We start from the raw sequence: 21,841 nt of genomic DNA, 5'->3' as shown, positions 1-21,841 counted from the left end.
AGACTCCATGAATACGACGACTAACACGATACGAACCGGCAAAACCGGCAGCGCCGCCGGCACGCGCCGCCCGCGCTGGCTGGGCTACGCGCTGGCCACCACGTTGCTGTGGGGCGTATGGGGCGCGTTCACCGGGGTACCCAGCCAGCACGGCTTCCCTGAAACGCTGGTCTACGTGGTATGGGCGCTGACCATGGTGCCACCGGCGCTGATTGTGCTGGCGCGCGCCGGCTGGAAGGTGCGCCACGATGGCCGCGCGATCGCTTATGGCCTGGCGATCGGCCTGCTGGGCGCGGGTGGCCAGATGATCCTGTTCTATGCGGTGAAGGCAGGTCCGACGTATCTGATCTTCCCTTTGATCTCGCTGTCGCCGGTGCTGACCATCGCATTGTCGTTCGTGTTCCTGCGCGAGCGCACCGGCATGATGGGACTGGCCGGCATCGTGCTGGCGATCTGCGCGCTGCCGCTGTTCGACTACACGCCGGGCGGCGCGCCGCAGCAGTATGGCCTGTGGTTTGTGCTGGCGCTGGGGGTGTTGGTGGCCTGGGGCTTGCAGGCTTACTTCATCAAGCTGGCCAACGCCAGCATGGACGCCGAGAGCATTTTCTTTTACATGACGGCCAGCGCGCTGCTGGTCATTCCGGTCGCGCTGGCGATGACCGACTTCTCGCAGCCGATCAACTACGGTCCATCCGGGCCGTTGCTGGCCGCCGTGACGCAGGTGTTGAACGCGGTCGGCGCGCTGACGCTGGTGTATGCCTTCCGCCATGGCAAGGCGCTGATGGTGTCGCCGCTGGTGAATGCCGGTGCTCCGTTGCTGACGACGGTGATCTCGATGGCGCTGGCGGCGACGCTGCCGACCGGCTACCGGCTGGCGGGCATCGTCCTGTCGCTGGCGGCGGCGCTGTTCCTCGCCCTGCAGCCGGAAGACGGCGGCTCTGCCTGAACTGAATTATTCAAGGACTGATTGATGGACTATTTATTGAATCTGGTACGCCGCCACAAAGCGGGGGAGCCGGTCGGCATTCACGCCGTGTGTTCGGCGCATCCGCTGGTGATCGAAGCGGCGATGGAAACCGCGTTGGAACGTGGACAGCCGGTGCTGATCGAGGCTACTTCCAACCAGGTGAATCAGGATGGCGGCTATACCGGCATGACGCCGGCCGCATTCCGCGAGTTCGTGTACGGCATCGCCGACCGCGTTGGTCTGGCGCGTGAGCGCATCCTGCTGGGCGGCGATCATCTGGGACCGAACGCATGGCAAAGCCAGTCGGCGGATGCGGCGATGGCCAAGTCCGAAGTGCTGATCGACCAGTATGTGACGGCGGGCTTCCGCAAGATTCATCTGGACTGCTCGATGTCCTGCGCCGGCGATCCGGTGCCGCTGCCGGACGCCGTGGTGGCCGAGCGCGCAGCGCGCCTGTGCGTGGTCGCTGAACGTGCCTGGCAAGCCGCTGGCGGCGAGGCTCCGGTGTATGTGGTCGGCACCGAGGTGCCGGTACCCGGCGGCGCGCACGAAGACCTGGAACATCTGAGCGTAACCACGCCGGCTGCTGCGGCGCTGACGATCGAGGTGCATCGGCAGGCCTTTGCGGCAGCCGGCCTGGAAGCGGTGTGGCCGCGCGTGATCGGCCTGGTGGTGCAGCCGGGCGTGGAGTTCGACCATCACAAAGTAATCGACTACCAGCCGCAACGCGCGCTGGCATTGAGCCGCTTTATCGAAGGCCAACCGACGCTGGTCTATGAGGCGCATTCGACCGACTACCAGACCGCGTCCAACCTGGCGGCGCTGGTGGCAGGCCATTTCGCCATCCTCAAAGTAGGGCCGGGACTGACCTTCGCGCTGCGCGAAACGCTGTGGGCATTGGCCGATATCGAAGAGCAGATGACCGGCGCCGGCCAAGGCTCGGACTTCAAGAACACCGTACTGGAAGTGATGCGCGCCGAGCCGGAATACTGGCGCAAGTACTACGGTGGTGATGCGGCCAGCGCGCGCTTCGACCAGCAGTACAGCCTGAGCGACCGCATACGCTACTACTGGCCGCATCCGGCGATTCAGGCAGCGCAGGCGCGGCTGATGGCGAACCTGGAGCACGAAGCGCCACCACTAACCTTGCTGAGCCAATACCTGCCGGCCCAGTATGAAGCAGTGCGTGAAGGCCGCATACGCAACCTGCCGGCTGATTTACTCAAAGAAGGCGTAGCCAAAGTGCTGCGCCAGTACATGGACGCTTGCGATGCAGGCGCCGCAACAAAGGAGTTGGAAACATGCTAGTAGCAGACAAGGAGATTTTTGGCTTCGGCGTGGACCGCCTGGACGCAGCGGGCGGCGGCCAGACCGCGCGTGAAATCGCGCAGCAGCCAACCGTCTGGCCGCAGATCGATGCGCTGGTAGGCAGCCAGCGCGCCGCGCTCGATGCCTTTCTTAATCCGCTACTGGCGCGTGCCGACTTGCGGATCGTGCTGACCGGGGCCGGCACGTCGGCGTTCCTCGGCGAGTGCCTGGCGCCGGCCTTGCTGGGCAAGGGACTGCGCGCGGAAGCTGTGCCGACCACGGATCTCGTCTCCGGCCCGCTGCGCTTCCTGCAGCCGGCGGTGCCGACGCTGATGGTGTCGTTTGCGCGTTCCGGCAGCAGTCCAGAAAGTACGGCCGCCGTGGCGCTGGCGGACCAGCTGGTGAATGACGTCTACCATCTGGTCATCACCTGCAATGCGGACGGCGCACTGTATCGCATGGCGCAGGGCCGCGCCGATGCCTTCGCCATCCTGCTGCCGGATGCCACCCACGACCGTGGCTTCGCCATGACCACCAGCTTTACCTCAATGCTGCTGACCGCCGCGCTGGCGTTTCGCGTGCTGACGGTAGGCGACACCGCCGCTGCCTCGAACGCCGCCAGCCGCGTGCAGGCAGCCGAACTGCCGCTACTGCAAGCGCTGGTGGCGCGCCAGTTCCAGCGCGTGGTCTACCTCGGCAGCAATGAGCTGCGCGGCCTGGCGCGCGAAGCCTCGCTCAAGCTGCTGGAACTGACCGACGGCCGCGTGGTGGCGCTGTTCGATTCACCGCTGGGCTTCCGCCATGGCCCCAAGACCGTCGTCGATGCCGATACCCTGGTGGTGGTGCTGCTGTCGAATGACCCCTACGCCCGCCGCTACGATCTGGACCTGCTGCGCGAGCTGCGCAACGATGGCCGCGCCGGCCGCGTGCTGGCGCTGAGCGGCCGCGCCGATGCGGAACTGGGCAGCGATGGCGTGGTGCTGGAAGGCGCCGAGCAAGCGGCCGACCTGGCGCTGGCGCTGCCTTACATCCTTTTTTGCCAGTCGTTCGCGCTGCTGCAGTCGCTGGCGCAGGGCATCCGTCCCGATACGCCGAGCGCCTCCGGTACCGTCAACCGCGTGGTGCAGGGCGTGACCATCTACCCGTTTTCAGGAGACGAGCATGTTCCTCGGGGTTGATGGCGGCGGCACCAAGACCGCGTTTGCGCTGATCGATAGCCAGGGGAACGCGCTGGCGCGGCACACCGACAGCAGCGCCTACTATCTGGAAGTGGGCATGGACGGCGCGGCGGCCATGCTGGCGCGCGGCTGCAACGCCGTATTTACCGCCGCCGGCGTAACGGCCGGCGATCTGGCTTTCGCATTCTTTGGCTTGCCGGCGTATGGCGAAGACCGCGCGGTGCAGCAGCAACTGGATGCGCTGCCGCGCGCCATTCTTGGACATGAGCGCTACCTGTGCGGCAATGACATGGTGTGCAGCTGGGCCGGATCGCTGGCCTGCAACGACGGCATCAGCGTGATCGCCGGCACCGGCTCGATGGCATACGGCGAGTTTGCCGGACGCCGCGCCCGCGCCGGCGGCTGGGGCGAGTTGTTCAGCGACGAAGGCTCGGCGCACTGGATCGCCCGCGCCGGCCTGGCGCTGTTCTCGCGCATGAGCGATGGCCGCGCACCGCGCGGACCGCTGTACCAGTTGGTGCGCGAGCGCTTGTCGCTGGCGGAGGATCTGGATCTGTGCCAGGTGATTTACGGTGACCTGCAGGCGGAGCGCAGCCGGGTGGCTGCGTTGTCACGCCTGGTGAGCGAGGCCGCAGCGCTGGGCGACTTGCAGGCGTCAGCCATCATCACGGCCGCTGCGACGGAGCTGGCGGCGCTGGTCGATGCGGTGCGTGGCGCGCTGGGCGTGGCGGATGGCGTGGAGGTCAACGTGTCCTACACCGGCGGCTTGTTTGGCGCCGACGGCCCGCTGCACGCGCCGTTTGCCCAGGGGTTGGTGACGCGCACAGGGCCGTACCGCCTGACGCAACCAAGCCTGGCGCCGGTGCTGGGCGCCGCGCTGTATGCGGCGCGCGCCTCTGGCGCACCGCTTGGCGAATCGGCGCTGGAACGACTGGCCGGTGCGCACTGAACGCGCCGGCATCATCAAGGAGACATCAATGCGTTGGAGCCTGATACCCGCCGTACTTGCAGCGTTGCTGGCGCCACTGGACGCCGCTGCCGCCAGCGGCTACACCATGGCGGATTTTGCCAAGGTGCCTAAGATCGACGCGCACCTGCATCTGCATGGCGACAGCCAGCAAGCCTGGCTGGCCCTGGCGCGCAAGGACAACTTCCGCGCGCTGACGATTAACGTCGATTACCCGGATTTTCCGTCGCTGGCGCAACAGCGGCGCGTGGCCAGCACCCTGGCGCACCAGCATCCGGAGCTGGTGGCCTGGGCGGCGACGTTTTCCACCGATGGCTTTGAGCGGCCGGAATGGAGCGCTGCCACGCTGAAGGATCTGGATGGCGCCGTGGCTGACGGTGCGGTGGGCGTCAAAGTCTGGAAGAACATCGGCATGAGCCTGCGCGACAGCCAGGGCAAGCTGGTGATGGTCGACGACGCCCGCTTCGACCAGCTGTTTGACGGCCTGGCGCAGCGGCGCGTGATGGTGCTCGGCCATCAGGGCGAGCCGCATAACTGCTGGCTGCCGATCGAGCAGATGACCGTCAATAACGACCGCGAATACTTCGCCGCGCATCCGGCTTATCACATGTACGCGCATCCTGAAATGCCAGGCTACGAGCAGCAGATGGCCGCGCGCGACCGCTTGCTGGACAAGCATCCGACACTCCGCTTCACCGGCGTGCATCTGGCTTCGCTGGAGTGGGACGTGACGCGGCTGGCGCAGTTTCTGGACGCTCATCCCGGCGTCAACGTCGATGTCGCCGCGCGCATCGGCCAGCTGCAATACCAGTCGCAGCGCAACCGCGAACGCGTGCGCGCCTTCTTCATCAAGTACCAGGACCGTTTGATGTACGGCTCCGACCTGGCGCAATCCGCCGAGCAGGATGATGCGGGCTTTGTCGCGGACATGGATCAGGTGTGGCGGCGCGACTGGCGCTATTTCGTCACCACCGACCGCTTCAAGGTGCCGGAGCTGGATCAGCCGGTGCAGGGCCTGTCGCTGCCGCGCGTAGTGGTGGACAAGCTATACCGAATCAACGCCGAAAAGGCCTATCCGCGTGCGTGGCACAAGGCGCAATAAGAGAGATGACGAGGAGACCGATGAAACAACAACATGATCAACGCCGCCGCACCTTGCTGCAATGGCTGGCTGGAACGGCGGTGGCGACCACCGTGGGCGAAGCCACTGCGGCCGCGGCACCGGCCACCCAAGGCAAAGATATCGCGCGGATTGGCGACGCCGCGATGGCGCTGGAATTTGATGGCCAGCTGCGCTGCCGCGTGGTGTCGCGCCGTGGTCCGCGTCCCGCCGCAGTGACGGCCTTTGCGCCGAGCGAGCGGCTGCGGTTGCCCAATGGCCGCTGGATCGAGCGCTTTGCGCTGACGTCGCAGGCGGCCGACCGCGTCGATGGGCCGCATGGTCCGGGCGTGCGCCATCGCCTGAGCGGCAAGTCGGAAGAGGGTATTGAGAAGACGGTCGCTATCACTTTTTACGACCGTCAGCCTGGCTTCGCGGTGATCCGCGTCAGCTACCGTAACGCCGGCGACAAACCATTGCTGGTCGCGGCATGGGCCAACAGCGCGCACACGCTGCGGCCGGCGGCGGGCCGCAAGGCCGAATTCTGGACCTATTCCGGCGCCACCCATCCCGACCGCCGCGACTGGGTGCAGCCGATGGTGCATGGTTTCGAGCAGCGCAATTTCATGGGCATGAATGGTTCGGACTACGGCGGTGGCACGCCAGCGGCCGACGTCTGGAACGCCGACTGCGGCCTGGCGGTAGGCCATCTGGACGTGGTTCCGCGCCTGGTCGAGCTGCCGGTGCGCGCGGCGCCGGCTGGTGCGGCGCTGGCGGTCGAGTTCAAGCAGGAGACCACGCTGCAACCAGGCCAGACGCTGGAGACGCTCGACACCTTCCTCGCGCTGCACACCGGCGACTACTTTGCCGCGCTGGACCAGTACCGCCAGGCGATGGCAGAGCGCGGCCTGCGCTCGCCGGACTGTCCGCCGGAGTGCTATGAGCCGATCTGGTGCGCCTGGGGCTACGAGCGCGATTTCACGGTGCCGCTGATGGTGGGCACGCTGCAAAAGGCCAAGGAGCTGGGCCTGGAGTGGGCGGTGCTGGACGACGGCTGGCAGAACAACGAGGGCGACTGGAAGCTGGATGCCAAAAAATTCCCCGGCGGCGAAGCCGACATGCGCGGGCTGGTACAGACCGTCAAGGACGCCGGCCTGAAGGCGCGCCTGTGGATCACCCCACTGGCGGTCGATCCCGGCTCTGACCTGCTGCACGACCACACCGACATGCTGTTGCTGGACAAGGAAGGCGCACCGCAGCTGATCTCCTGGTGGAACAGCTTCTACCTGTGCCCCGCCTACCAGCCGACCATCGACATGACGCGCGACTGGATACGCAAGATCTTCGGCGAGTGGGGCTACCAGGGCCTGAAGATCGACGGCCAGCACCTGAACGGCGTGGCGCCTTGCTATAACCCGGCGCACAAGCACGCGCGGCCGGAAGAGTCGTTCGAGAAGCTGCAGGACTTCTGGAAGATGGTCTACGACACCGCGCGCGAAATCAATCCGAACGCGGTGGTGGAGCTGTGCCCATGCGGCACCTCCTACGCCTTTCATAATTTCCCGTACATGAACCAGGCGCCGGCCTCGGACCCGCTGTCGTCCTGGCAGGTGCGCCACAAGGGTAAGACGCTGAAGGCGCTGATGGGCCGCAGCGCGCCGTATGCCGGCGATCACGTTGAGCTGAGCGACGGCGGCGACGATTTTGCCTCCACCATCGGCGTTGGCGCGGTGCTGTCGACCAAATTTACCTGGCCGGTCGATCCCAAGCCCAAGGACAGCTTCCTGCTGACGCCGGAACGCGAAGTCAAATGGCGCAAGTGGATCGGCATTTACCGCGACAAGATGCTGGCCAACGGCGTCTATCGCGGCGAGCTGTACGACATCGGCTTCGACAAGCCCGAAGGCCACGTGGTGGAGAAGGGCGGCAAGATGTACTTCGCGTTCTTCGCGCCACGCTGGGATGGGCCGGTCGAGATCCGTGGCCTGGGTGCGGGGCGCTGGCGCCTGCGCGATTACGTCGACGGCAAGGACATCGGCGAAGTGGACAGCGGCCGCAATCGCCTGACGCTGCGCTTTGAACACGCGCTGCTGCTGGAGGCGTCGCGGGTGTAAGCCGGGCGCTGCCCGATCTTGTGGTTTCATCCTTTTGAGGAGAATTGCCTGTGAATTTAGTCAAAGCTTTCGCCGCAGCCGCGTGCCTGCTGGCCTCCACGGCGCATGCCGTCACCATCACCGTCAGTCCGGGTCAGTCGATCCAGTCTGCGGTCAATACCGCCAATGCCGGCGACACCGTGCGGGTGCTGGCCGGCACCTACACGCAGAAGGTGCTGATTTCCGGTAAATCCGGCAGCGCCACCGCCTTCATTACCGTGCAAGGCGATGCCGGCGCCATCATCAGCGGCAGCGGCCTGACGCCATCCGGCCGCGAAGGGCTGATCACCATCAAGAACTCGAACTATGTGCGGGTGCAGGGTTTTGAGGTGGCGGGGTTGACGTCGAACGGCAGCAACACCCCGGTCGGGATTCTGATCGAAGGCAACGGCGCGAACCTGCAAATCGTCAGCAACAAGATCCACGACATCAAGAACACCAGCACCTGCAAGGACCCGTGCTCGGTCGGCGCGCATGGCCTGGCCGTCTTCGGCACCAACACCACCGGCGTGACCGATCTGCTGGTGCAGGGGAATGAGGTGTACAAGAACGTGCTGCAGGCCAGCGAAGCGCTGGTCATCAACGGCAACGTCGACCGCTTCGAAGTCCTCGGCAACAACGTGCATGACAATAACAACATCGGCTTCGACTTCATCGGGTATGAAGGCGAGTGCTCCGGTTGCGGCGACAACGACCGCGTGCGCAATGGCCTGGTGCGCGGCAATACCTCGGCCAACAACTCCAGCACCACCAATCCATGGTACGGCGGCGAAGGCTCGGCCGGCGGCTTCTACGTCGACGGCGGCCGCAACATCATCTTCGACCGCAATATCTCGACCGGCAACGACATCGGCTTTGAATTCGCCAGTGAGCATAAAAACAAGGCGACCGAAGATATTCTGATGACTGGCAATTTTGTCTATAACAACCGTGAAGCTGGTTTGTCGCTGGGCGGCTACTCCTCAAGCGCCGGCCTGGCCCGCCGCATCAATGTGCATAACAATTCGTTCTACAAAAACCAGGGCTGGGGCACCGAGGTGACGTTGCAGTACAAGGTCACCGCGTCGAACTTCAGCAATAACATCTTCTTCGGCAAAGGGACCGCGGCAGAGAGCTATCAGGTGGAAGGCACCGGCAACACCGGCAATAACTGGGGCGTCAATCAGTGGTGGGGCACCAGCACCAGTTCCTCCGGCCTGCCGGGAACGCTGAAGATTTCCAATCCGCTGTACGTGGCGCCGGCGACCGGCAACCTGCACCTGCAAGCGGCTTCGCCGTCGATTGATGCGGGTACAGTCGGCACGCCGCTCACCGGCTGGAGTTCGCCGCTGTGGACCCGTTATTTCCCGTCCGGCGCGATTCCGCTGAATGGCACGCAGGACATCGACGGCCAGGCGCGCATCGAGCACAGCCTGATCGATTTGGGCGCCGACGAGTACGGCACGACGGCGGCCAGCAAGTAAGCGGGAAGCGAAGCGGGCAGGGCGGTGTACAATCTGGGGCGCTCAATCCCAGTCCATACACTGCCCATGCCATCACGCCGTTTTGCCCTTGCCAGTTTAGCCATCCTCTCCGCAGCCGCGATTGTCGGCTGCAAAAACCCTCCCGTTGCGGAGACCCCGGTGCTGCAACCGCCGCCGGAGGTGCTGCCGCCGAAGAAAATCAAGATCGGCCTGGCGCTGGGCGGCGGCGCGGCGCGCGGCTTTGCCCACATCGGCGTGATCAAGGCGCTGGAGGCGCAGGGCATCTATCCGGACATCGTGGTCGGCACCAGCGCCGGCAGCGTGGTCGGCGCGCTGTACGCGGCCGGCAATACCGGCTTCCAGCTGCAAAAGCTGGCGCTGGAGATGGACGAAGCGTCGATTTCCGACTGGGCGGTGCCGCTGTTCCGCAAGAACACCGGCGTGCTGAAAGGCGAGGCGCTGCAAGCCTATGTCAACAAGGCGGTCAACAACCAGCCGATGGAAAAGCTGAAGATTCCGTTCGGCGCGGTGGCCACCGACCTGAAGGACGGCAAACCGATCCTGTTCCAGCGCGGCAATACCGGCATGGCAGTGCGGGCGTCGTCGGCGGTGCCGGGCGTGTTCCAGCCGGTGACCATCAACGGCCATACCTATGTGGACGGCGGCCTGGTGGCGCCGGTGCCGGTGCGCTTTGCGCGCGACATGGGGGCGGACTTCGTCATCGCCGTCAATATCTCGACCCAGGCCGACGTGCAGGCCACCGTCAGTTCGCTGGACGTGATCATGCAGACCTTCTCCATCATGGGCCAGCGCATCAACGACTATGAGCTGCGCGATGCCGACATCGTCATCACGCCGCCGCTGGGCAAGATGGCCAGCAATGACTTCAATGGCCGCAACCAGGCGGTGCTGGCCGGTGAGCAGGCCGCCGCGCAGGTGATGGCCCAGATCAAACAAAAACTCGAAGCGAAACGCAAACCATAAGGAAGAGCATTATGCAAACCAAGCCGTACCTCACTCTGGCCGACGTCAAGAAAATCGCTGTGGCCGCAGAAGCGGAAGCCGTGGCCAATAACTGGGCGGTGAGCATCGCCATCGTTGATGACGGCGGCCACCTGCTGTGGCAACAGCGGCTGGATGGCGCCAATGCGCTGTCGTCGCACATCGCCCCGGCCAAGGCGCGCGTATCGGCGCTGGGCCGCCGCGAGTCCAAGCTGTATGAAGACGTGATCAACAACGGCCGCGTCTCGTTCCTGACCGCGCCGGCGCCGATGGCCGATGGCATGCTGGAAGGCGGCGTGCCCGTCATCGTGGACGGCCACATCATCGGCGCCGTCGGCGTCTCCGGCGTCAAATCGAACGAAGATGCGCAAATCGCCAAAGCCGGCATCGCCGCACTGAACTAAGCAACAACTGTTAAAAAACCGCCTGGCGCCATGCCGGGCGGCCTTGCCAAGCAGGGCGGATTTGGTTATAATTCAAAGGTTTAGCCAAATCACATCTCTACCGTAGCGACTACCACTCACTCCATCATCAATTGACCATCCACCCGGGCCTGCGACGGCCGGGGATACTCGACGGTCGTCTGACGTGGCGCAGCTACGGTAACTTTATCAGGAGTTGCCCTTGCCGCCATTTTTTTCTGGCCCCGCCGTTCCAGCCATACTGGCCCTCGCTGACGGAACCATTTTCAAAGGTTTTTCGATCGGCGCCGCCGGTCATACGACCGGTGAAGTGGTCTTCAATACTTCCATGACCGGTTACCAGGAGATCCTCACCGATCCGTCCTACAGCCGCCAGATCGTCACGCTGACGTATCCCCATATCGGCAACTACGGGATCAATCCCGAAGACGTCGAGTCGTCCAAAGTCCACGCTGCCGGTCTAATCATCCGTGACCTGCCGTTGATCGCGTCGAACTTCCGCTCCACCCAGTCGCTGGGCGATTACCTGAAGGCCGAGAACATCGTCGCCATCGCCGGTATCGACACGCGCAAGCTGACCCGCATCCTGCGCGAGAAGGGCGCCCAATCCGGCGCCATCCTGGTCGGCACCCAGGGCAACGAGCCGTCGGCGTCGCAGGCGCTGGACCTGGCGCGTTCCTTCCCGGGCCTGTCCGGCATGGACCTGGCCAAGGTGGTGACGGTCAAATCGACCTACGAATACACCGAAACCGAATGGACGCTGGGTGAAGGCTACGGCAAGCTGGCCGCAGAAGACACCAAATTCCACGTGGTCGCCTACGACTTCGGCGTCAAGCGCAACATCCTGCGCATGCTGACCGCGCGCGGCTGCAAAGTCACCGTGGTGCCGGCCCAGACCACCGCTGAAGAAGTGCTTGCGCTGAATCCGGACGGCGTGTTCCTGTCCAACGGCCCTGGCGATCCTGAGCCGTGCGACTACGCCATTTCCGCCGCCAAGGTCTTCATGGACAAGAAGCTGCCGCTGTTCGGCATCTGCCTCGGCCACCAGATCATGGGCCTGGCCTCCGGCGCCAAAACGCTGAAGATGAAGTTCGGCCACCACGGCGCCAACCACCCGGTGCAGGACCTGGACAGCAAGAAGGTCATGATCACCTCGCAGAACCACGGTTTCGCGGTCGATCCGAACACGCTGCCGGCCAACTGCCGCGTGACCCACGTGTCGCTGTTCGATGGTTCGCTGCAGGGCTTTGCCCGCACCGACACCCCGGCCTTCTGCTTCCAGGGCCACCCTGAAGCATCGCCTGGCCCGACTGACGTCGCTTACCTGTTTGACCGCTTCATCGGCCTGATGGAAGCTTCGGAGAAAAAATAAATGCCAAAACGTACAGACATTAAAAGTATTTTGATTATTGGCGCTGGCCCGATCATTATCGGCCAGGCCTGCGAGTTCGATTATTCCGGCGCCCAGGCCTGCAAGGCCCTGCGCGAAGAAGGCTACAAAGTCATCCTGGTCAACAGCAATCCTGCGACCATCATGACCGACCCGGAAATGGCCGATGTGACCTACATCGAGCCGATCACCTGGCAAATCGTCGAGAAGATCATCGCCAAGGAAAAGCCGGACGCGATCCTGCCAACCATGGGCGGCCAGACCGCGCTCAATTGCGCGCTGGACCTGCACCGCAACGGCATCCTGGACAAATACAAGGTGGAACTGATCGGCGCCACGCCGGAAGCCATCGACAAGGCCGAAGACCGCTCCAAGTTCAAGGACGCGATGACCAAGATCGGTCTGGGCTCGGCCCGTTCCGGCGTGGCGCACTCGCTGGAAGAATCGTGGGCGGTGCAGAAGGAAGTCGGCTTCCCGACCATCATCCGTCCATCATTCACCATGGGCGGCAGCGGCGGCGGTATCGCCTACAACGAAGAAGAATTCGAAGCGATCTGCAAACGCGGCCTGGAAGCTTCGCCAACCAACGAGCTGCTGATTGAGGAATCGCTGCTGGGCTGGAAAGAGTACGAGATGGAAGTGGTGCGCGACAAGGCGGACAACTGCATCATCATCTGCTCGATCGAAAACCTGGACCCGATGGGCGTGCACACCGGCGACTCGATCACCGTGGCGCCTGCGCAAACGCTGACCGACAAGGAATACCAGATCATGCGTAACGCCTCGCTGGCGGTGCTGCGTGAAATCGGCGTCGATACCGGCGGCTCCAACGTGCAGTTCTCGATCAACCCGGCCGATGGCCGCATGATCGTCATCGAGATGAATCCGCGCGTCTCGCGTTCGTCGGCACTGGCGTCGAAAGCCACCGGCTTCCCGATCGCCAAAGTGGCGGCCAAGCTGGCTGTCGGCTTCACGCTGGACGAGCTGCGCAACGAGATCACCGGCGGCGCCACCCCGGCCTCGTTCGAACCGTCGATTGACTACGTCGTGACCAAGATCCCGCGTTTCACGTTCGAGAAATTCCCGACCGCCGACCACCACCTGACCACGCAGATGAAATCCGTCGGCGAAGTGATGGCGATCGGCCGCACCTTCCAGGAATCGTTCCAGAAAGCGCTGCGCGGTCTGGAAGTGGGCGTGGATGGCCTGAACGAGAAAACCAAGGACCGCGAGAAGATCGAAGAGGAACTGGGCGAGCCGGGTCCGGAGCGCATCTGGTACGTGGGCGACGCCTTCGCACAAGGCTTCACCATGGAAGAAGTGCACCAGCTGACCAAGATCGACCCATGGTTCCTGATCCAGATTAAAGAGATCGTCGACCTGGAACTGTGGATGGACACGCAGAAGCTGGAGCAGCTGGACAAGACCACGCTGTACAAGCTGAAACAGAAGGGCTTCTCGGACCGCCGTCTGGCCTTCCTGCTGCAAACCACGCCGGCCGAGGTGCGCAAGTACCGTCATGGCCTGGGCATCCGTCCGGTCTACAAGCGCGTGGACACCTGCGCGGCGGAATTCGCCACCAACACCGCGTATATGTACTCGACCTACGATGAAGAGTGCGAGTCCAATCCGACCGACAAGAAGAAGATCATGGTGCTTGGCGGTGGCCCTAACCGTATCGGCCAGGGTATCGAATTCGATTACTGCTGCGTGCACGCGGCGCTGGCGATGCGCGAAGACGGCTACGAGACCATCATGGTCAACTGCAATCCGGAGACCGTGTCGACCGACTACGATACCTCGGATCGCCTGTACTTCGAATCGCTGACGCTGGAAGACGTGCTGGAAATCGTCGAGCTGGAAAAGCCGGTCGGCGTGATCGTGCAGTACGGCGGCCAGACCCCGTTGAAACTGGCGCTGGACCTGGAAGCCAACGGCGTGCCGATCGTCGGCACCTCGCCGGACATGATCGACGCCGCCGAAGACCGCGAGCGTTTCCAGAAGCTGCTGCAGGACCTGGGTCTGCGTCAGCCGCCTAACCGCACCGCGCGCACCGAAGCCGATGCGCTGGCGCTGGCACAGGAAATCGGCTACCCGCTGGTGGTGCGTCCTTCCTACGTGCTGGGTGGCCGCGCAATGGAAATCGTCCACGAGCAGCGCGACCTGGAGCGCTACATGCGCGAAGCGGTCAAGGTGTCGAACGATTCGCCGGTGCTGCTGGACCGCTTCCTGAACGACGCCATCGAGTGCGACGTCGACTGCATCTCGGACGGCGAAACCACCTTCATCGGCGGCGTGATGGAACACATCGAACAAGCCGGCGTCCACTCGGGCGACTCGGCCTGCTCGCTGCCGCCGTACTCGCTGGCGCAGGAGACCATTGATGAACTGAAGCGCCAGACCGCGCTGATGGCCAAGGGCCTGAACGTGGTCGGCCTGATGAACGTGCAGTTCGCGATCCAAAAGCAAGAGGGCCAGGACGTGGTCTACGTGCTGGAAGTGAACCCGCGCGCCTCGCGCACCGTGCCGTTCGTGTCGAAGGCCACCGGCCTGCAACTGGCCAAGATCGCCGCGCGCTGCATGGTCGGCCAGAAGCTGGCAGACCAGGGCATCACCGAAGAAGTGGTGCCGCCGTACTACAGCGTCAAGGAAGCCGTGTTCCCGTTCGTGAAATTCCCGGGCGTGGACACCATCCTCGGCCCTGAGATGAAGTCGACCGGTGAAGTGATGGGCGTCGGTAAAACCTTTGGCGAAGCCTTCGTCAAGTCGCAGCTGGGCGCCGGCGTCAAGCTGCCGAAATCGGGCAAGGTGTTCCTGTCGGTGAAATCGTCGGACAAGCCGCGCGCGGTGAAAGTGGCGCGCGACTTGGTCGACATGGGCTTCACGCTGGCCGCCACCAAAGGCACGGCGGCGGTGATTGCGGCGGCCGGCCTGCCGGTCACCGCGGTCAACAAGGTGGTCGAAGGCCGTCCGCACATCGTCGACATGATCAAGAACCATGAACTGGTGCTGGTCATCAACACGGTGGAGGAAAAACGCAACGCCATCGTCGACTCGCGCGCCATCCGCACCTCGTCGCTGGCCTCGCGCGTGACCACCTACACCACCATCGCCGGCGCCGAAGCGGCGGTGGAGGGCATCCGCCATCTCGACGAATTGCGTGTGTACGATTTACAAGGGCTGCATAAAACCTTACACTAAGGTTTAGGTAGTTAACGAACCACAGAGCTCGCGCTGCAGCTTGGCGCGGCCTCTGTGGTTTTCCATTGTAAAAACAGAGTAAATAGACAACATGACTTCAGTTCCACTTACCAAGTTCGGCGCAGAGCTCCTCAAAGATGAGTTGCACCAGTTGAAGACCAAAGAACGCCGTATCGTGATCGACGCGATTGCCGAAGCACGCTCGCATGGCGACCTGTCGGAAAACGCCGAGTACGATGCCGCCAAGGAGCGCCAGGCATTCGTGGAGGGCCGCATCGCGGAACTGGAAGGCAAGCTGAGCGCCGCGCAGATTATCGATCCCGCCACGCTGGACGCCGAAGGCCGCGTGGTGTTTGCCTCGACGGTGGACCTGGAAGACCTGGAATCGGGCGCCAAGGTGACCTACCAGATCGTCGGCATCGATGAAGCCGACCTGAAACTGAGCAAAGTATCAGTGACCTCGCCGATCGCCCGCGCGCTGATCGGCAAGTCGGCCGGTGACGTGGTGGAAGTGCAGGCCCCGTCGGGTCCGCGCGAATACGAGATTCTGGAAGTGCGCTACATCTGATGCTACTCGCCCGCACACGTTTGCTGGTCGCGACCCTGTGGGCCGGCAGTTTATGGGCGGTGGGCTACCTGGCCGCACCGACCCTGTTCGCCACGCTGAGTGATCGCGTGCTGGCCGGCACCATTGCCGGCAATCTGTTTACCAACCAGGCCTGGTTGTCGATCGCGTGCGCACTGGTGATGCTGGTGCTGCTGTGGGCGACCCAGACCAGCACCGGCGGTATTTTTGCCGGTCCGGCAGCGAATATGGCGGCCAAATCGCGCCGTACCCTGCTGATTATCGTGCTGGTGATGTTGGCGTGCACGCTGGTGTCGCACTTCGGCTTGCAGCCGATGATGGCGGCGCTGCGCGCGGCGGCGGGGCCGGGCGGGGTGATGGAGGAAGCGGCGAAGAACAAATTCGGCGTCCTGCACGGCATTTCCAGCGTGATCTATCTGATTCAAAGCCTGCTGGCCGCATGGCTGGTGGTCAAGCAGTAGGAGCGGGCGTCATTGCCGCCCAGGCGGCAATCCATGCTGAGTATGGGCTCCCGCCGACGCGGGAGCGACGCCGGTTCAGCTCAATACACTCTTTTTGGTCGACTTCTGACGCGCCTTGGCGCGTTTGATATTACCGCCCTGCGTCACGCGCTCATTCCCTTTCAGCACGACTTTGGTGACCGATGGTCGCTTGGTGCCGCTCGGGCTAGGCTTGACGATGGTCACTTCGCGCAGGCCTTTGCCGGCGCTGCCGCTGCGGGCTTTCTCGGTTTCCACTTTCGGACGGTACAGCACCAGCAGCTTGCCAATGTGTTGCACCGGCGCTGCCTTCAGCTGTTCGCAGATGGTTTCGTACATGGCGATACGGGCTTCGCGGTCGTCGCCGAACACGCGCACTTTGATCAGGCCGTGGGAATCGAGGCCCAGCGCGATTTCCTTGAGGACGTTGGCAGTCAGTCCGTCGGCGCCAATCATGACGATTGGATTCAGGCCGTGGGCTTCGGCGCGCAGCGCGCTGCGCTCGGCGGGAGTAAGTTTGATCATAAAATTCTTTTAGTAGGTTCCTTAAAGGCAGTATTCTACGCGAATGGCTAAGAACAAATTAAACAAAAACTGGATTCACGACCATATTAACGACCCTTACGTGAAATTGGCCCAGAAAGAGGGCTATCGGGCCCGTGCGGCTTTCAAACTGAAAGAGATTGATGAAGAAGAGAAACTGATCAAGCCCGGCCAGGTCATTGTCGACCTCGGTTGTACGCCGGGCAGCTGGGGGCAGTATGCGCGCCGCAAGCTGTCAGGCAAGGAGGGCGGCGGCATCAACGGCACGCTGATCGGCCTGGATATGCTGCCGATGGAGCCGATTGCCGATTTCCATTTTATTCAAGGCGACTTCCGCGAGGCGGACGTGTTGCAGCAGCTGGAAAACGTGGTGCAGGGGCAAAAAGTTGATCTGGTGTTATCGGATATGGCGCCCAACCTGTCCGGCATTCATGATTCCGACGCCGCCCGCATGGAGCATCTGATCGACCTGGCAATTGAATTCTCGCAGGCCCATTTAAAACCCGGCGGCGCCTTGCTGGTCAAATGTTTCAAGGACATGGGATTCAACGATATCGTACTGAAATTCCGTGCCGAATTTAAAACAGTAGTACAAAAGAAACCCAAAGCCAGCCGCGACAAGTCGTCCGAGATTTTCCTGCTCGGCCGCGGCCTGAAGAATCCCACCGACGGCATGGCATCGGCGCAACCTTTGGAATCTGATGGCTGGCACCCTTGATATTTGCTGAATAACCCGCACATCAAACCCCGGGAAAGCCGTTTTTGCCTTGATTGCGGTAAGATTTTGGCGAAATAATGTGCTTTTCAGCCGGTTTTTGACCGGCGCACGGCAGGTTTCTGGCAACGCCTGCCTATTGCGAGTAAAATCAGAGTTCAGCCAGGTTTATCGATGCGTCTCGCATCCAAGGAGTTTTCGTGAATAACATGTTTTCCAAATCAGCCATCTGGGTAGTCGTGGTACTGCTCCTGCTTATGCTGTACAAGCAGTTTGATAGCCATGGCGTAACCGGCGGAGCGAAACCAATCGCTTATTCCGACTTGCTGGATGACGTGAAAGCCAAACGCATCAAGGACGTCGTAATTGAAGGCGGCACCATTACCGCCACCCGCAGCGACGACTCCAAAGTCCGCACCACCGCCACGCCGTATGATCGCGGCCTGATCGGCGACCTGCGCGACAACGGCGTCCACTTCGACATCAAACCGCCAGAGGAGCCATCGTTCCTGTCGCAGGTGTTCGTGTCGTGGTTCCCGATGCTGCTGCTGATCGGCGTCTGGATCTTCTTCATGCGCCAGATGCAGGGCGGCGGCAAGGGCGGCGCGTTCTCCTTCGGGAAGTCGAAGGCGCGCATGATGGATGAAAGCAACAACACCGTGACCCTGTCCGACGTCGCAGGCTGCGATGAAGCCAAGGAAGAGGTCGGCGAGATCGTCGACTTCCTCAAGGATCCGAGCAAGTTCCAGAAACTGGGCGGCCGCATCCCGCGCGGCGTGCTGATGGTTGGTCCTCCAGGCACCGGTAAAACCCTGCTGGCGCGCGCCATTGCCGGCGAAGCCAAGGTGCCGTTCTTCTCGATTTCCGGTTCGGACTTCGTTGAGATGTTCGTGGGTGTCGGCGCCTCCCGCGTGCGTGACATGTTCGAGAACGCCAAGAAGCATTCGCCGTGCATCATCTTCATCGATGAGATCGACGCTGTCGGCCGTCACCGTGGCGCCGGCATGGGCGGCGGTAACGACGAACGCGAACAGACGCTGAACCAGTTGCTGGTGGAAATGGACGGCTTTGAAGCGCAGTCCGGCGTGATCGTGATTGCCGCCACCAACCGCGCCGACGTGCTGGATAAAGCGCTGCTGCGTCCGGGCCGTTTCGACCGCCAGGTCAGCGTTGGCCTGCCGGATATCCGCGGCCGCGAGCAGATCCTGAACGTGCACATGCGCAAAGTGCCGATCGGCACCGACGTCAAGGCCGACATCCTGGCCCGCGGCACGCCTGGCTTCTCGGGCGCCGATCTGGCCAACTTGGTCAACGAGGCGGCGCTGTTTGCCGCCCGTCGCTCGAAGCGTCTGGTTGATATGGCCGACTTCGAAGATGCCAAGGACAAGATCTACATGGGTCCTGAGCGTAAGTCGATGGTCATCCGCGAAGATGAGCGCCGCAACACCGCGTACCACGAGTCCGGTCATGCGGTGGTCGCCAAGCTGCTGCCGAAGGCGGATCCGGTCCACAAAGTGACCATCATGCCGCGCGGCTGGGCGCTGGGCCTGACCTGGCAGCTGCCTGAGCACGATAATATTTCGGGCTACAAGGACAAGATGCTGGAAGAAATTTCGATCCTGTTCGGCGGCCGTATCGCGGAAGAGATCTTCGTCGGTCAAATGTCGACCGGTGCCTCGAACGATTTCTCGCGCGCCACCAAGCTGGCCCGCTCGATGGTCACCAAGTTCGGCATGTCGGATGCGCTGGGCGTGATGGTGTATGAAGACACCCAGAACGACGGCTTCATGGGGGGCAGCAACAAGACCATCTCGGAAGCCACGCAGCAGAAAGTGGACGCGGAAATCCGCCACATCCTGGATCAGCAATATGCGCTGGCCCGCAAGCTGCTATCGGACAACCGCGACAAAGTCGAAGTCATGACCAAGGCGCTGCTGGAGTGGGAAACCATCGATGCAGACCAGATCAACGACATCATGGCCGGCCTGGAGCCGCGTCCGCCGAAAGCCGGCGTGACCATCCGCAAACAGCCTCCGAGCGATGGCGGCAGCGGTGTATCGCCAAGCGTGACCGCACCGGCCTAAGCACGCCGGGCTGCATCAACCACCAAGGGGTGAGGAGCGATCCTCGCCCTTTTTTATTCCAGTTTCACATGCAATCTACCTTACAGTTTGGCCGTTTTAATTACCCGTGGCGGGGGCAGGGCGTGCGCGCCCGCGTGATGGGCATCCTTAACGTGACGCCCGATTCGTTTTCCGACGGCGGCAACTACCAGTCGCTGGAATTTGCGTTGTCGCACGCCGAGCAGATGATCGAGGCCGGCGTCGACATCATCGATGTCGGCGGCGAATCCACCCGGCCCGGCTCGCCGCCGGTGTCGCTGGAAGACGAGCTGCAACGGGTGATGCCGGTGCTGTACGCGCTGCGCGACCTCGGTCCGGCCATATCGGTCGACACCTACAAGCCGCAGGTGATGCGCGAAGCCATCATCGCCGGTGTGGACATGATCAACGACATCAACGGCTTCCGCGCGCCGGGTGCGCTGGACGCGGTGCGCGACAGCGACTGCGCGCTGTGCATCATGCACATGCAAAGCGACCCGCAACACATGCAGCTGGCGCCGGCCTACACCGACGTGGTGGCCGAGGTCATCGCCTTCCTGCGCGAACGCGCCGAAGCGCTGCTGGCGGCGGGCATTGATCCACGTCGACTGTGCATCGATCCCGGCTTTGGTTTTGGCAAGACTGTGGAGCATAATTACGCCTTGCTGAAGGCCACCGCGCGCCTGATCGACGAGCTCAACCTGCCGCTGCTGGCGGGCTTGTCGCGCAAGTCGATGGTGGGGGCGGTGACCGGCAAACCGGTCGAGCAACGCATGGCCGGCAGCGTCGGCGGCGCGCTGGCGGCGGTGGCGCAGGGCGCGCTGATCGTCCGCGTGCACGACGTTGCCGAGACGGTTGACGCCCTCAAGGTCTGGCACGCAGCACACTAAAATAACAACTTAAAAGAGCACACATATGGCACGTAAATATTTTGGCACCGACGGCATTCGCGGCCTGGTCGGCGAAGCTCCCATCACCCCTGACTTCGTCATGCGCCTCGGCTACGCGGCCGGCAAGGTCCTGGCCAGCAAGCGCTCCGGCGCCGGCCGTCCGACCGTCCTGATCGGCAAAGACACCCGCATCTCCGGCTACATGCTGGAAGCCGCGCTGGAAGCCGGCTTCTCGGCCGCCGGCGTCGACGTCATGCTGGCCGGCCCGATGCCGACCCCGGCCATCGCCTACCTGACGCGCGCGCTGCGCCTGTCGGCCGGCGTGGTGATCTCGGCCTCTCACAACCCGTTCCAGGACAACGGCATCAAGTTCTTCTCGGCCCAGGGCGCCAAGCTGCCGGACGCGGTCGAGCTCGACATTGAAGCCGAGCTGGACCAGCCGATGCTGTGCGTGCCGTCGGAAAAACTGGGCCGCGCCAAACGCCTGGACGACGCCCAGGGCCGCTACATCGAATTCTGCAAGAGCACCTTCCCGAACGAGCTGGACCTGCGCGGCCTGAAAGTCGTGGTCGACTGCGCCCATGGCGCCGCCTACAACATCGCCCCGCACGTGTTCCATGAGCTGGGTGCGGAAGTGGTCGCCATCGGCAACAAGCCGGACGGCTTCAACATCAACCTCGACCACGGCGCCACCGCACCGGCCGCCATGGCCGCCGCTGTGCGCGCCCACGGCGCCGACCTCGGCATCGCACTGGACGGCGACGCCGACCGCCTGATCATGTGCGACGCCAACGGCCGCCTGTACAACGGCGACGAGCTGCTCTACCTGATGGTGATGGATCGCCTGGCCACCGGTCCGGTCGCCGGTGCGGTGGGCACGCTGATGACCAATATGGCGGTCGAGGTCGCCTTGAAAGCGAAGGGTATTGGCTTCGCCCGCGCCAAGGTCGGCGACCGCTACGTGCTGGAAGTGATGCAGGACAAGGGCTGGATCCTCGGCGGCGAAGGCTCCGGCCACCTGCTGGCGCTGGACAAGCACACCACCGGCGACGGCATCATCTCCGCGCTGCAAGTGCTGTCGGCCTTAAAACGCGCCGGCAAATCGCTGGAAGAGTGCTGCGCCGAGCTGACCATCTTCCCGCAAATCCTGATCAACGTGCGCGTGCCGGCCGGCTTCGACTGGACCAAAAACGCTGCCATGGTGGCGGAAAAAGAAAAGGTCGAAGCTGAGCTGGGCGACAGCGGCCGCGTGCTGATCCGCGCTTCCGGCACCGAGCCGCTGATCCGCGTGATGGTGGAGGCGCGCGATGCCGACGCCGCTCAGTCGATGGCGCGCCGCATCGCCGACAAGGTCGAAAATTAAATCGGCCGCTTTG

General features: G+C 63.2%; 18 protein-coding genes. 17 read left to right on the top strand and 1 reads right to left on the bottom strand.

The features are described 5' to 3' along the window. The first annotated feature begins 7 nt into the window (after positions 1-7). The 13 genes from GTP55_RS15635 (at position 8) to GTP55_RS15575 (ending at position 16,197) form a co-directional block, all read left to right on the top strand. Positions 8-946, top strand: coding sequence for an EamA family transporter (locus GTP55_RS15635; RefSeq protein ID WP_161045799.1), 939 nt, complete (start codon positions 8-10; stop codon positions 944-946). Between the two features lie 24 nt (positions 947-970). Beyond that, positions 971-2,275, top strand: coding sequence for a D-tagatose-bisphosphate aldolase, class II, non-catalytic subunit (locus tag GTP55_RS15630; protein ID WP_161045798.1), 1,305 nt, complete (start codon positions 971-973; stop codon positions 2,273-2,275). Further along, positions 2,269-3,453: an SIS domain-containing protein gene (locus GTP55_RS15625; protein ID WP_161045797.1), complete on the top strand. Its 1,185-nt coding sequence runs from the start codon at positions 2,269-2,271 to the stop codon at positions 3,451-3,453. The genes GTP55_RS15630 and GTP55_RS15625 overlap by 7 nt, the downstream gene beginning before the upstream one ends. Continuing rightward, positions 3,437-4,402 (top strand): N-acetylglucosamine kinase, encoded by a 966-nt coding sequence (locus tag GTP55_RS15620; protein ID WP_161045796.1) that lies wholly within the window; start codon positions 3,437-3,439, stop codon positions 4,400-4,402. The genes GTP55_RS15625 and GTP55_RS15620 overlap by 17 nt, the downstream gene beginning before the upstream one ends. Before the next feature lie 28 nt (positions 4,403-4,430). Beyond that, on the top strand, positions 4,431-5,522 hold the full coding sequence (locus GTP55_RS15615; RefSeq protein ID WP_161045795.1) for an amidohydrolase family protein: 1,092 nt from the start codon (positions 4,431-4,433) through the stop codon (positions 5,520-5,522). A 20-nt stretch (positions 5,523-5,542) separates the two neighbouring features. After that, a complete protein-coding gene (locus tag GTP55_RS15610) occupies positions 5,543-7,633 on the top strand; it encodes a glycoside hydrolase family 36 protein (RefSeq protein WP_161045794.1) in 2,091 nt (696 codons plus the stop codon). Positions 7,634-7,683: 50 nt separating this feature from the next. After that, a complete protein-coding gene (locus tag GTP55_RS15605) occupies positions 7,684-9,135 on the top strand; it encodes a right-handed parallel beta-helix repeat-containing protein (RefSeq protein ID WP_161045793.1) in 1,452 nt (483 codons plus the stop codon). Between the two features lie 66 nt (positions 9,136-9,201). Then, a complete protein-coding gene (locus GTP55_RS15600) occupies positions 9,202-10,119 on the top strand; it encodes a patatin-like phospholipase family protein (RefSeq protein ID WP_161045792.1) in 918 nt (305 codons plus the stop codon). Between the two features lie 11 nt (positions 10,120-10,130). Continuing rightward, a complete protein-coding gene (locus tag GTP55_RS15595; RefSeq protein ID WP_110848394.1) occupies positions 10,131-10,541 on the top strand; it encodes a GlcG/HbpS family heme-binding protein in 411 nt (136 codons plus the stop codon). 220 nt (positions 10,542-10,761) lie between these two features. Then, positions 10,762-11,931 (top strand): glutamine-hydrolyzing carbamoyl-phosphate synthase small subunit, encoded by a 1,170-nt coding sequence (gene carA / locus GTP55_RS15590; RefSeq protein ID WP_161045791.1) that lies wholly within the window; start codon positions 10,762-10,764, stop codon positions 11,929-11,931. Then, the gene (gene carB / locus GTP55_RS15585) at positions 11,932-15,150 is read left to right on the top strand and encodes a carbamoyl-phosphate synthase large subunit (RefSeq protein ID WP_161045790.1); all 3,219 of its coding nucleotides are present in this window, start codon (positions 11,932-11,934) and stop codon (positions 15,148-15,150) included. Between the two features lie 91 nt (positions 15,151-15,241). Continuing rightward, positions 15,242-15,718 carry a transcription elongation factor GreA gene (greA, locus tag GTP55_RS15580; RefSeq protein WP_154359891.1) on the top strand — a complete coding sequence of 159 codons (477 nt, stop codon included), beginning with the start codon at positions 15,242-15,244 and terminating at the stop codon, positions 15,716-15,718. Then, positions 15,718-16,197 (top strand): DUF4149 domain-containing protein, encoded by a 480-nt coding sequence (locus tag GTP55_RS15575; RefSeq protein WP_110848390.1) that lies wholly within the window; start codon positions 15,718-15,720, stop codon positions 16,195-16,197. The genes greA and GTP55_RS15575 overlap by 1 nt, the downstream gene beginning before the upstream one ends. A gap of 75 nt (positions 16,198-16,272) precedes the next feature. Here the strand turns inward: GTP55_RS15575 and GTP55_RS15570 are convergent, their stop codons facing one another. After that, a complete protein-coding gene (locus GTP55_RS15570) occupies positions 16,273-16,740 on the bottom strand; it encodes a YhbY family RNA-binding protein (protein WP_161045789.1) in 468 nt (155 codons plus the stop codon). Between the two features lie 43 nt (positions 16,741-16,783). On the opposite strand from GTP55_RS15570, the gene GTP55_RS15565 reads away from it, so the two are divergent. The 4 genes from GTP55_RS15565 (at position 16,784) to glmM (ending at position 21,828) form a co-directional block, all read left to right on the top strand. Beyond that, the gene (locus GTP55_RS15565) at positions 16,784-17,476 is read left to right on the top strand and encodes an RlmE family RNA methyltransferase (protein WP_161045788.1); all 693 of its coding nucleotides are present in this window, start codon (positions 16,784-16,786) and stop codon (positions 17,474-17,476) included. A 197-nt stretch (positions 17,477-17,673) separates the two neighbouring features. Next, positions 17,674-19,557, top strand: coding sequence for an ATP-dependent zinc metalloprotease FtsH (gene ftsH / locus GTP55_RS15560; RefSeq protein ID WP_371868359.1), 1,884 nt, complete (start codon positions 17,674-17,676; stop codon positions 19,555-19,557). A gap of 68 nt (positions 19,558-19,625) precedes the next feature. Then, on the top strand, positions 19,626-20,465 hold the full coding sequence (gene folP / locus GTP55_RS15555; protein ID WP_161045786.1) for a dihydropteroate synthase: 840 nt from the start codon (positions 19,626-19,628) through the stop codon (positions 20,463-20,465). A gap of 25 nt (positions 20,466-20,490) precedes the next feature. Further along, positions 20,491-21,828 (top strand): phosphoglucosamine mutase, encoded by a 1,338-nt coding sequence (gene glmM, locus GTP55_RS15550; RefSeq protein ID WP_161045785.1) that lies wholly within the window; start codon positions 20,491-20,493, stop codon positions 21,826-21,828. Positions 21,829-21,841: the final 13 nt, after the last annotated feature.

The organism is Duganella margarita, from assembly GCF_009857535.1.
GTDB lineage: Bacteria > Pseudomonadota > Gammaproteobacteria > Burkholderiales > Burkholderiaceae_D > Rugamonas > Rugamonas margarita.
Note: the sequence above shows the minus strand (reverse complement) of the source record. Positions and strands in the feature narration are given on the sequence as shown.

Coding starts and splice junctions, on each gene's coding strand:
- GTP55_RS15615 (WP_161045795.1), top strand. CDS start 4,431: ATGCGTTGGAGCCTGATACCCGCCGTACTTGCAGCGTTGCTGGCGCCA.
- GTP55_RS15570 (WP_161045789.1), bottom strand. CDS start 16,740: ATGATCAAACTTACTCCCGCCGAGCGCAGCGCGCTGCGCGCCGAAGCC.
- GTP55_RS15610 (WP_161045794.1), top strand. CDS start 5,543: ATGAAACAACAACATGATCAACGCCGCCGCACCTTGCTGCAATGGCTG.
- GTP55_RS15595 (WP_110848394.1), top strand. CDS start 10,131: ATGCAAACCAAGCCGTACCTCACTCTGGCCGACGTCAAGAAAATCGCT.
- glmM (WP_161045785.1), top strand. CDS start 20,491: ATGGCACGTAAATATTTTGGCACCGACGGCATTCGCGGCCTGGTCGGC.
- GTP55_RS15630 (WP_161045798.1), top strand. CDS start 971: ATGGACTATTTATTGAATCTGGTACGCCGCCACAAAGCGGGGGAGCCG.
- carB (WP_161045790.1), top strand. CDS start 11,932: ATGCCAAAACGTACAGACATTAAAAGTATTTTGATTATTGGCGCTGGC.
- GTP55_RS15565 (WP_161045788.1), top strand. CDS start 16,784: ATGGCTAAGAACAAATTAAACAAAAACTGGATTCACGACCATATTAAC.
- folP (WP_161045786.1), top strand. CDS start 19,626: ATGCAATCTACCTTACAGTTTGGCCGTTTTAATTACCCGTGGCGGGGG.
- GTP55_RS15625 (WP_161045797.1), top strand. CDS start 2,269: ATGCTAGTAGCAGACAAGGAGATTTTTGGCTTCGGCGTGGACCGCCTG.
- GTP55_RS15600 (WP_161045792.1), top strand. CDS start 9,202: ATGCCATCACGCCGTTTTGCCCTTGCCAGTTTAGCCATCCTCTCCGCA.
- GTP55_RS15620 (WP_161045796.1), top strand. CDS start 3,437: ATGTTCCTCGGGGTTGATGGCGGCGGCACCAAGACCGCGTTTGCGCTG.
- greA (WP_154359891.1), top strand. CDS start 15,242: ATGACTTCAGTTCCACTTACCAAGTTCGGCGCAGAGCTCCTCAAAGAT.
- GTP55_RS15635 (WP_161045799.1), top strand. CDS start 8: ATGAATACGACGACTAACACGATACGAACCGGCAAAACCGGCAGCGCC.
- GTP55_RS15575 (WP_110848390.1), top strand. CDS start 15,718: ATGCTACTCGCCCGCACACGTTTGCTGGTCGCGACCCTGTGGGCCGGC.